Source organism: Longimicrobium sp., from assembly GCF_035474595.1.
Classification (GTDB): domain Bacteria; phylum Gemmatimonadota; class Gemmatimonadetes; order Longimicrobiales; family Longimicrobiaceae; genus Longimicrobium.
The window spans coordinates 1-10,071 of record NZ_DATIND010000150.1; the positions used below are offsets into that span (position 1 = coordinate 1).

The 10,071-nt window shown below is 74.0% G+C and carries 9 protein-coding genes; 3 read left to right on the forward strand and 6 right to left on the reverse strand.

Features of this window, described 5'->3' with window-relative positions:
• Positions 1-272: 272 nt before the first annotated feature.
• From VLK66_RS25750 to gluQRS, 4 genes are all read right to left on the reverse strand, one after another.
• On the reverse strand, positions 273-1,373 hold the full coding sequence (locus VLK66_RS25750) for a PDZ domain-containing protein (protein WP_325312379.1): 1,101 nt from the start codon (positions 1,371-1,373) through the stop codon (positions 273-275).
• A 268-nt stretch (positions 1,374-1,641) separates the two neighbouring features.
• Entirely contained in the window at positions 1,642-2,223 is a 582-nt protein-coding gene (locus VLK66_RS25755; protein ID WP_325312380.1) for a hypothetical protein, read from the reverse strand.
• Positions 2,210-2,767 carry an RNA polymerase sigma factor gene (locus VLK66_RS25760; protein WP_325312381.1) on the reverse strand — a complete coding sequence of 186 codons (558 nt, stop codon included), beginning with the start codon at positions 2,765-2,767 and terminating at the stop codon, positions 2,210-2,212. Before VLK66_RS25760 ends, VLK66_RS25755 begins: the two co-directional genes overlap by 14 nt.
• 325 nt (positions 2,768-3,092) lie before the next feature.
• Complete coding sequence (gene gluQRS / locus VLK66_RS25765) at positions 3,093-4,055, reverse strand: tRNA glutamyl-Q(34) synthetase GluQRS (protein WP_325312382.1); 963 nt, start codon at positions 4,053-4,055, stop codon at positions 3,093-3,095.
• Positions 4,056-4,230: 175 nt separating this feature from the next.
• Here gluQRS and VLK66_RS25770 point away from each other — a divergent pair, with 175 nt between their 5' ends.
• Together VLK66_RS25770 and VLK66_RS25775 are read left to right on the forward strand one after the other, a co-directional pair.
• Positions 4,231-4,752: a DUF2269 family protein gene (locus VLK66_RS25770; RefSeq protein ID WP_325312383.1), complete on the forward strand. Its 522-nt coding sequence runs from the start codon at positions 4,231-4,233 to the stop codon at positions 4,750-4,752.
• An 11-nt stretch (positions 4,753-4,763) separates the two neighbouring features.
• Positions 4,764-5,006, forward strand: a complete 243-nt coding sequence (locus VLK66_RS25775) for a hypothetical protein (RefSeq protein ID WP_325312384.1) — start codon at positions 4,764-4,766, stop codon at positions 5,004-5,006.
• Between the two features lie 326 nt (positions 5,007-5,332).
• Here the strand turns inward: VLK66_RS25775 and VLK66_RS25780 are convergent, their stop codons facing one another.
• On the reverse strand, positions 5,333-7,927 hold the full coding sequence (locus VLK66_RS25780; RefSeq protein WP_325312385.1) for a TonB-dependent receptor plug domain-containing protein: 2,595 nt from the start codon (positions 7,925-7,927) through the stop codon (positions 5,333-5,335).
• Positions 7,924-9,006 carry a FecR family protein gene (locus VLK66_RS25785; protein ID WP_325312386.1) on the reverse strand — a complete coding sequence of 361 codons (1,083 nt, stop codon included), beginning with the start codon at positions 9,004-9,006 and terminating at the stop codon, positions 7,924-7,926. Before VLK66_RS25785 ends, VLK66_RS25780 begins: the two co-directional genes overlap by 4 nt.
• A gap of 147 nt (positions 9,007-9,153) precedes the next feature.
• On the opposite strand from VLK66_RS25785, the gene VLK66_RS25790 reads away from it, so the two are divergent.
• Positions 9,154-9,702 carry an RNA polymerase sigma-70 factor gene (locus VLK66_RS25790; RefSeq protein ID WP_325312387.1) on the forward strand — a complete coding sequence of 183 codons (549 nt, stop codon included), beginning with the start codon at positions 9,154-9,156 and terminating at the stop codon, positions 9,700-9,702.
• The last annotated feature ends 369 nt before the right edge of the window (positions 9,703-10,071 follow it).

A 10,071-nucleotide genomic window follows, 5' to 3' on the forward strand; every position in this document is an offset into this window, starting at 1 on the left:
CCGGACGCAGCCGGTCACCGGCGACTGAAGTCGCAGCAACAACTACGGGAAGCCTCGCAAACTGCGCGAGGCTGATCCGCTCATTCTGTGGCATCAGCGCTCACGACCAATCTCCTTTCATCCTCCGTGGTCGCGCGCAGCGCGGTGTTCGACTCAGGATGACGTCTTTGTTCGGCGACCTTTGCTGGAGGGCGTTCAGCAACAATTCGACAGCGAAACCGCACCCCGCTGTTGCGTCCGACGGGGTGCGGTTCTTCATCTCCCGATTGCCGTTACGGCTTGTCCGGGCGGATGCGGACGGTGAGGTCGTGGCTGCGGATGACCATCTCGCCCGTACGCTCGTCGCGGATGATGGTGACGGGGACGCCGCGCACCTCCACGTCGCTGTCGCCCACCGCGCCGCTGAAGCGCAGCTGCTGTCCGGCTGCCGCGGTGGGCGCCGCGTGCGGGGTGGCGCGGTCCGGGCGGCGGCCGGCGGTGGCGCGCGCGGTGAAGGCGCGGCTGCCGCGGCGGTACGTCCACGTGACCGCCTGCCCCGGGCGGATGGTGGCGAAGCGGCGCGCCCCCTGCGCCGTGGTGATGGCCACGCCGTCCACGTGCGTCAGCACGTCGCCGCGGCGGATGCCGGCGTTGGCCGCGGGGCTTCCCGGCTCCACGCTCTCCACCGTGGGCGCCTCGCCGAAGAACATCGTCACGTCGTCGCCGTGGCGGCGGATGCCACACTGGTCGCAGCTGATCCCGAACCCGAACCACCCCTCCGGCAGGATCTCCGGCGGCGAGGGCGGCAGCGGCGGAAGCGGGGGCACCGGCGGATGCGGTGCCTGCGGCGCGTGGGGGGCCGGCGGCACGGGCGGCACCGGCGGGATCGGCGCGATCGCCGGGTGTCCGGGCGGCGCCGGCGCGTTGGGAGCCCGTGGCGGGGCCGGTGCGTGCGGAGCGTGCGGCGCGCGGGGCGGCGCCGGGGGAACGGGCGGAACCAGGCAGCGCTGCCCGGCCACCACGTCCACGTCCTGCGTGCGGCCGCCGCGGCGCACCGTCAGGCGCACGCGCTCGCCGCGGCGGGCGGTGGCCATGCGGTCGCCCGCCTCGTTCGTGGTGATCAGCCGGCCGTCGACGGCGGCCAGCACGTCGCCGTCGCGCAGGCGCCCCTGGCCCGCGGCGGTGATGCCGTGGACGCGCGGCTCGGTGGAGAAGCGGTAGCGGCTGCGCTGGGGCGAGAACTCGATCATGCAGTGGCTGCACTGGATGTCGTTGAACCCCAGGTCCGGCACCACCACGCCGCCGCGCGACCCGCACACGCCGCCCTGCCCCGGCGCCACCGCCGGCATCCCCACCAGCGCCGCGGTCAGCGCCAGCTTGCGTACGATTCCCATCTATCCCTCCATCTCGGTGTATCGTCCCTCGTCAGTCCATCGGAGCGCCGTTGCGCGTCCTCCACCTACGTTCATCGCGAGGCGATCCGGTCCCGCCGCATCGCCATCGCCGTCACCATCGCCATCTTCCAGCCGACCGGGAATGGAATTCCCGGGCTACAACCGCACAAAGTCCCTGCGGGACTGCGGCCTCGGCATCCTGCCGCATGCGGGCTTAGGCGCTCCCGGAACCACGCACTCACGCACTTCCGCACTTCCGCACTTCGGTTCAGAACCACACCACGCTCTGCTTCCCCGCCGTGTCGCGCTGCGCGGGCGCGGCCTGCGTCTTCGCGCGGTCGAAGGCGGCCAGGATGCCGCTGGCTACCGGGTCGTTGGGGTTCATGCGCACCACCTCGTCGGCGGCGGCGCGGAGCATGGACGAGGCGACCTCACGACCCTGCTGGCGGCCGGCGCGCGTGGTGTCGGACACCTGCGACAGGCGGCTGAGCGCCTGCACGTAGGCGGTGCCCGTCTGCTGCACCATCAGCGCGGCCTGCTGGGCGTCGCGCTGCTGCATGGCCGTCACCAGCTGCGTGGTGTTGCGCGAGGCCACGTACTGCCCCGTGGCCAGCCCGCCCAGGAAGAGCGCGATTCCCGCCGCGATGGCGCCCGACACCCACGCGGCGGGAAAGCGGATGCGCCGGGCCGTGGCGGGTGCCGCGGGCGCGTGCACCAGGCCGCGCTCGCGCAGCGCGCGCACGGTGCGCTCCTCCAGCAGCCGGCCGGGCTCGCGCTCGCGGGGAAGCGCGTCGAACAGCGCGCGCTCCGCGGGCGTCAGCTCGTTGTCCATCTCGTCATGCGGGCTCATGGGTCTTTCCTTTCGCGGGCTCCAGCACCTGCCGGAGCGACCGTCTGGCGTTGAAGAGCTGGCTCTTCGAAGTCCCCGGCGCGATCCCCAGCATCTCGCCGATTTCCTCGTGCCGGTAGCCCTCCACGTCGTGCAGCACCAGCACCGTGCGGTACCCGGCCGGAAGGAGGGCGATGGCCCGCTCCAGGTCGATGCGCTCGCCGTCGTGCGGCGGGGCGCGCCAGGGCTCGGGCACGCCCTCCATGTCGGTCCACCGCCCGCGCTTGCGCAGGAGCTGGCGCGCCACGTTCAGCCCGATGCCGGTGAGCCAGGTGCTGAACGCGGCCTCCCAGCGGAAGTCGCCCAGCTTCTCGGTGGCGCGGATCCAGGTGTCCTGCACCACGTCCTCGGCGTCGTGCTCGCTGCCGCCCACGATGCGCAGCACCACCTGGTGCAGCCGCGGGGTGTGGCGGCGGTACAGGTCGCGGAACGCCCGTTCGTCGCCGCTCAGGAGCAGCGCTTCGGCCAGTGCCCGGTCGGTGGCGGGCGCGGTTTCGGTCCTCATGGCACCCGTTGAGTGTCGCGGGGCGGGGGGATGGTTGTATCGGGGGATGAAAAGATCTTCGGGGAGATTGCGATGGTGCGTCGCCATGCCCCGCGGGCCCTCGCCCTGGCTGGCCCGGCGCGACTCCCGTCGCGCCGCCGGGCCGCCTGTCCCTCCCCCAAAACTGCCTGGGGGAGGGACGGGGCATCGGCGCGGCCTGCACGATTCAGCTCAGTCCGCGGACACCAGAGTGCCGGAGGAGCGGCAGGATGTCGCGGCGGCAGTCCCGCAGGGACTTTGTGCTCTTGTTGCCCGCCAATTTCATTGGCGGTCGGGTGCCGCCGCCTCAGCCCGCCAGCCGCGCCAGCATCGCCGCGGTGATGACCGTCGGGTCGCGCGGAAGGCGGGCGATGGCGAAGCGGGGGATGAGGTCGCGCGCGGCGATCTCCCCCTCGTCCGCCAGGTTGCACGTCGCCGCCAGCCAGCCGGTGACGCGCTCCGGGGCGATGCCGCGCGCCCGCAGCTCGCCGAGCGAGACGGAGCCGTGGCGCTTGGCCAGGCGCTCGCCGTCCTCGCCCAGCATCAGCGGCACGTGCAGGAACGCGGGCTCGGGGAGGCGGAGCGCACGGTAGATCAGCAGCTGCCGCGCGGTGGACGACAGCAGGTCGCCGCCGCGGACCACGTGCGTGATCTCCATCGCCGCGTCGTCCACCGTCACGGCCAGCTGGTAGGCGGCGGCGCCGTCCTTCCGGCGGACGACGAAATCCCCCGTCTCGTCCGCGGGGCCGAAGCAGCATCGCCCCATCAGCCAATCTTCGAAGCAGACGTCGCCCGGCTCCACGCGCATCCGCAGGGCAAGCACGGAGCGGCCGTGCGCCATCAGCGACGGCGCGGCGGGGTCCACGCGGCGCTCTCGGCAGGTGCCGGTGTAGCGCGGACCCTCCTCGCCCGCGTGCGGCGCGCTGGCGGCCGCGGCGATGTCGCGCCGCGAGCAGGCGCACTCGAAGAGGACGCCGCGCGCGGCCAGCACCCGCAGCGCGTCGTCGTACCGCTCCGCGCGCTGCGACTGGACGTAGGGCGCGTGCGGACCGCCCACGCCGGGGCCCTCGTCCCAGTCGATCCCCAGCCAGCGGAGCTCGTCCAGCTGCGTCTCCATCACCCCCGCCCGCACGCGCCCGAAGTCCAGGTCCTCCACGCGCATCACGAACGCGCCGCCGGCCGCGCGCGCCTGCAGCCACGCGAGCAGCGCGGTGCGCGCGTTGCCCAGGTGCAGCGCGCCCGTGGGGCTCGGGGCGAACCGGCCACGCACGGGGCGGCCGTCCGGTTCTCGGGAGATGGGAGAGGTATCCGGCACGGCGGAACGGGGCGGCGATGGGAAACGGATGCGGGGATGGTAACCGCGGCATGCGGGCGTTCGCCAGACGGGATCGATCGTGGGACCGCATCGCCACTCTGGCGCATCGCCCGCGCGCGCATGAGCTTGGATGCGCGTTCCCGCCGAGGTCGCCTCCACGCACCCCATCCCCCACCGGACGATGAGCCTTTCCCTGGAGCTGCTGCACGTGTTCAGCGTGTTCCTGTTCGTCGGCGGGCTGCTCGGCCGCACGGTCGCGCAGGCGCAGGCGCGGCGCGCGACGGACATCCGCGATCTCGACGCGTACCTGCGGATCTCCAGCCAGTTCGAGAACAAGATGGTGCGGCCGGGCTCGTTCGCCGTGCTGGGGCTGGGGCTGCTGACCGCCTGGCTGAAGCACTGGCCGTTCGCGCCGCTGACGTGGGTGTCGGCCTCGCTCCTGCTGTTCTTCAGCGCGTTCCTGCTGGTGCCCACGGTGTTCATCCCCCGCGGCAGGCTCTTCCGCGCCGCGCTGGACGACGCCCGCGGGCAGGGGCAGGTGACGCCGCGGCTCACCGCCGCGATGGGCGACCGCATCGTTGCCGTGGGCCACGCGTACGAGTGGGCCGTGGTCGCCGCCATCACCTGGCTGATGATCGCCAAGCCGTTCTGAAGACCGACCCGATGACGAACTTCGACCCGAGCTGGTGCGCGCGCATCAACGCCCACAAGCGGCGCGAGCCCGAGCCCGCACCGCCGCCGCCGCCCGAGCCGCAGCCGGTCCCGTCGGCGGAGGCCACGCCGTTCCGCCTGCGCGAGATCCCGAAGGAGCACGTCTGCGAGCTGTGCGGCACGGTGATGTACGACCACAACTGCAAGATCGTCTGCCCCAACTGCGGCTACAAACGCGACTGCAGCGACCCGTGAGCGGGGACCGATCCACGGGTAACAAGGGCCGGACGAGTCGGCGGAATCACGGTGTGGCCGATCAATAGAAAGGTCCGGGCGCGGCGAGTCACCGGCGACTGAAGTCGCAGCAACAACTACGGGAAGCCTCGCAAACTGCGCGAGGCTGATCCGCTCATTCCGTGGCATCGGGCGCTTACGACCGACCTTCTTTCGTCCTCCCTCGACGCCTCCAGTGCGGGGACGACTCAGGATGATGTCGGCGGTGGCATCCTATCGCCCGTGAACGACAAAACTCCCCTTCACCTGCGTTCAGGAGAAGGGGAGAATGATTTTCGGGCGTGTGCTCAGAACGACGTGCGGATGCCGACGGTGAGGGTGCGGCCGGGGCGGATGGTGACGTTGTCGGGCTCGCCGAGCTGGCGGCCGAGAAGGTTGTCGCCCGTGGCCACGAACCAGACGCGCGGCGCCACCTGCCGCGAGCCGGTGGCGCGCAGGTTGGTGCTGCCGTGGTACTGCCGCCAGAAGGCGCGCAGCTTCTCGCCGTTGAAGTCGCCCGGATCGCCGCCGGGCTGCGCGAAGGCGGCGGCCAGGGCGGCGCGGTCGTAGCTGGTCCAGTCCCACGCGCGGCTGGCGGTGAGCGCTCCGGTCCACCCGCTCCCCGTCCACTCGGCCGTCAGCCCCGCCGTGCGCGCGGGCACGCCCAGCATCCGGTCGCCGGGGCGGAGGTCGCCGCCGTAGCCGGGGGCCACGCTGCGCACGCGGCTGTCCACGAACGACAGCGCGCCGGTGAGCGAGAGCGGGCCACCGCGCCACCGGCCCTGCATCTCCCACCCGCGGTTGGTGATGGAGCCCAGGTTCTGCGGCACGTAGCGCACGTGCTGCTCCGCGCGGCCGTAGCGCGTGGTGGTCTCGATCCCCGCCACCACGTCCTGGATGAGGCCGCTGGCGCGCTGGTCGAAGCGGGTGACCTGGAACGACGTGCCGCGCCGCAGATACAGCTCCGCACCGAACTCGAAGCCGGACTGCGTCTCCGGCTCCAGCGCCGCGGCCAGCGGGCTGGGGTAGCCCACGTGCAGGTTCTCGCGCGCGGGCACGCTGGGCGGGCGGATGCCGCGCCCGTACGCCGCGCGCAGCTTCAGCTCGCTGGCCCCGAAGGCGCGCACCCACGCCGCGCCCAGCATGGGCAGCGTGGACAGCTCGCCCGCGCCGCCCAGCGCGTCGTTGCGCTCCAGCCGGACCCCCGCCGTGCCGAAGAGCGTGTTGCGCCACGCGCCGCTCACCTGCGCCAGCGCGCCGGTGTCGTGCCGCCAGCGCACCACGTCCTCCGTCCCCTCGCGCGCCCAGGTCTCGCCCGCCTCGCGGGGGTGCACCATGGCCACCGTGGTCTGCTCGCGCAGGACGGAGTGCTCCACGGCCACGCTCAGGTCCGCCACCATGTCCCCATCCCCCAGCAGCCGCTTGCTTCCCCCTGCGCGCAGCGTGGCCCGGTCGCCCGCGCCGCTCCCGGCGCGCAGCGTGGGGTCCAGCGCCGCGGGGAACGGCCCAGTGGTGTCCGCCACGCGGTTCAGCCGGTAGCCGTCGATCCCCGCGAGGAAGGTGAAGCTCCACCGCCCCGGCGGCGTGATCGCCGCGTTCACCCCCGCCGTGTACTGCCGCATCCCCTGCGACGCCGCGGTGGTCGTCGTCGGGGAGATGGAGGACGAGTCGCCCGGCGCCATCTGCCCGCGGCGGCCGTAGCGCGCGCCCTGGGCCGCGGCGGTGTCGCCCGGCGCCGGCGGGGTGAGGATGGGAAGGAGCGGGTTCCGCCCCGCGCCCGCCGTCTGCCCGTAGAAGCGGAAGGTGCCGGTGAAGATGGCGCGCGGCGCGACCCATCTTCCCGTCGCCAGCGCGCTCACCGTGCGGCTTCCCGCGTCGGGGTACACCGCGCCGGTGCCGCCCACCGTGACCGCCGCGGCCATCGAGCGGAGGTTGGTTCCCGCGCGGATGGAAAGGCGCTCGCGGTGCGTGGGCACGGGGCGCGAGGCGAAGTCGCTTCCCGCCGCGCCGGCCTCGGTGCGGAACTCGGCCCGCATCCCCGCCCCGCCGTCGTGGCGCGTGACGATGTTGATGACCCCGCTGATCGCGTCGGACCCGTACAGCGCCGCGCCCTGCGGCCCGCGGATCACCTCCACGCGCTCCACCAGGTCGGGGTCGATCTGGGTGACGACAAGCGGGTTGGCGACCTCGACGCCGTCGATGTACACCTTGGGATACGTGGCCACGAACGAGCTGGCGCCGCGCACGCTCCCGTACTGCCCGAGCAGATCGGAGGGAGACCGGCGCCACATCCACATCCCGGGGACGGTGCCGTTCATCACCTCGGCCAGGCTGGTGGCGGAGCGGCGCGACAGCTCCGGCCCGTCGATCACGTCCAGCCCCACCGCCAGCCCGCGCCGCGCGGCGCCCGCCGGCGTGCCGGTGACCACGATGCGCTCCAGCGTGCTCTCGCGCTCCGGCTCCGGCGCGGCGGCGGCACCCGCGCGCCGCGGCGGCGCGGGGGCGAGCACGACCTGCCCGGCGACGACCACGGGCTCCGCGCCCGCGCCGCCCACCAGCCGCGCGAGCGCATCGCCCAGCGGCACGCGCTCGGCGGCCACGCAGACGCGGCGGTCCAGCGGGAGGGCTTCGGAGGTGTAGGAGAGGCGGACCCCCGCGGCGGCGGAGAGGCGGTCCAGCGCGTCGCGCAGGGTGACGTCGCGCGCGCGGAGGGTGACGGTGCGGTCCAGCGGCGCGGGCCACGCCCGCTCCGCCGCGAACGCCGCCGCCGCGCACCCGCCCTGCGCCCGCGCGGGGACGGCAAGTCCCGCGAGGAGCAGGGAGATGGCGAGAACGGCCGAGCCCCGGGCGCGCCAGTGGCACGTCCGGGGCATGGCGGCGGGGGCCGCGGCGGCCGCGGTCACGGCGCCCGTCGGCCACCTCCCGGGCGGACGATGACGGCGGTGTCGCCGCGCATCCGCAGCTCGCCGCCCAGGGTGGCGGCCACGATGCGCAGCGCCGCGCCGGCGCTCTGGCCCTGGAAATCGGCGGTGAGGTGGCGCGCCGCGAGCGCGGGGTCGTCCACGCGGAGCGTCACGCCGTACCAGCGGCGCATCTCCGCGGCCACCTCCGCCAGCGGCGCGTCGCGGAAGACGAGGCGGCCGGTCGTCCACGCGACGTCTTCCCGCGTCGCCGCGCCGCGCTCCACCTTCACCCCGCCGCGGGCCACGGAAGCGCGGTCGCCGGCGCGGAGAACCGTGGCGCCGCGCCCCGGCGGCGTCACCTTCACCGAGCCGTGGGTGACGACCACGCGGGTGGAGTCCTGCCCGCCCGTGGCTACGGTGAACGCCGTCCCCACGTCCGTCACCCGCGCCGCGTCGGTGACGACCTCGAACGGACGCACGTCGTCGTGCACCACGTCGAAGAACGCCTCGCCGTGGAGACGGAGGCGGCGCTCGTCGTCCCCATACCCGTTGGCGACGACCAGGCGGCTCGCCGGGCCCAGGAGGACGCGGCTCCCGTCGGGAAGCTCGATCGCCTGCGTCCCCCCGACCGCCGTGGCGTACCGCGCCTGCCACCCGCCCGCGTGCGGACGCAGCGTCCGCCACACCAGCGCGCCGCCGATGGCCAGGATCAGCGCCGCGGCCGCCGCGAGCACCGCGGGCGTCCGCCACCGCGGCCGCGCGGAGGGAACGATCGCCGGACGGCGCGGCGCGGGGACGCCCGCCGCGCCGCCGCGCTCCACCGTCAGCGCCGGGCGGTCGCGGCGCGCCATCACCGACGCGAGCGCGGCCTCCACGTCCACCGGCGGGGCGGCGTCCGCGCGCACCCCGGCCACGGCATCGCCCAGGGCGCCGACCAGCTCGGCGCGCCCGGGATGCGCGTCCATCTCCAGGCGCAGCGCGGCCTCCTGCTCCGGCGAGGCCTCGCCGGAGAGGGAGCGCGCGACGGCCTGCCAGAGGGCGTCGTCGTAATCGGTGGAGGTGCGGTCCGGGTCGTTCATGCCCTTTCAACACGCGAGCCGCGGGACACCCTACGCCCGCGCTCGCCCGGTTCGTGCGGAGGCGGCGCCGCCACGGTAAGATAACCGTCCGGTCATCATCCCGACCTGCCTTGCGAGCGCCCGCGCCCCACCGAAGATACCGCCGCGATGGACGACCCGGAACTGCTGGGCCAGCTCCGCCAGGGAAGCGACGCGGCGTTCGCGGCCATCTTCCGCGAGCACTACGCGGGGCTGGTGGCCTCGGCCGAGCGGCTGCTGCGCGAGCGGGCGCCGGCCGAGGACGTGGCGCAGGAGGTGATGCTGGAGCTCTGGCGCCGCCGCGAGACGCTGCCCGCGGACATGTCGCTGCGCGCCTACCTGCACCAGTCGGCCCGCAACCGCGCGCTGAACCAGATCCGCCACGCGCGCGTGCAGCGCGAAGGCGAGCCGCACGTGCGCCCGCCCACCCCGCCGCCCCCCGCCGACGCGGACGCCCGCACCGGTGAGCTGGAGCTGGCGATGCGCGGCGCCCTGGCCGCCCTGCCGGACGACGTACGCGAAACGTTCCAGATGAGCCGCGTGGACCTGCTCACCTACCCCGAGATCGCGAAGGTGCTGGAGATCTCGGTGAAGACGGTGGAGGCGCGGATGGGCCGCGCGCTGAAGATGCTGCGCGAGCGGCTGGCCCCGTGGCTGCCGGAGGGCGGGGGCTGGTAGCAGCGATCACCTGTGCGTTAGAAACGCACGGAGAGACGTCATCCTGAGTCGCCCCCGCGCTGCGCGCTTCCAGGGAGGATGAAACGAGATCGGTCGTGAGCGCCGATGCCACGGAATGAGCGGATCAGCCTCGCGCAGTTTGCGAGGCTTCCCGTAGTTGTTGCTGCGACTTCAGTCGCCGGTGACCGGCTGCGCCCGGACTTTCCATTCGGGCCGGCCACACCGTCTCTGCCCAGCACGAGCGGTTGCAGGCCGAAGGATCTGTGAGCGAGGTCGCACGTGCGCTGCCGGATCGCACGATCGCTCCCTCGAATCCGGTAGGATTTCTCACGCAGAGACGCGGAGCCGCGGAGAACACCCTTCAGTTCT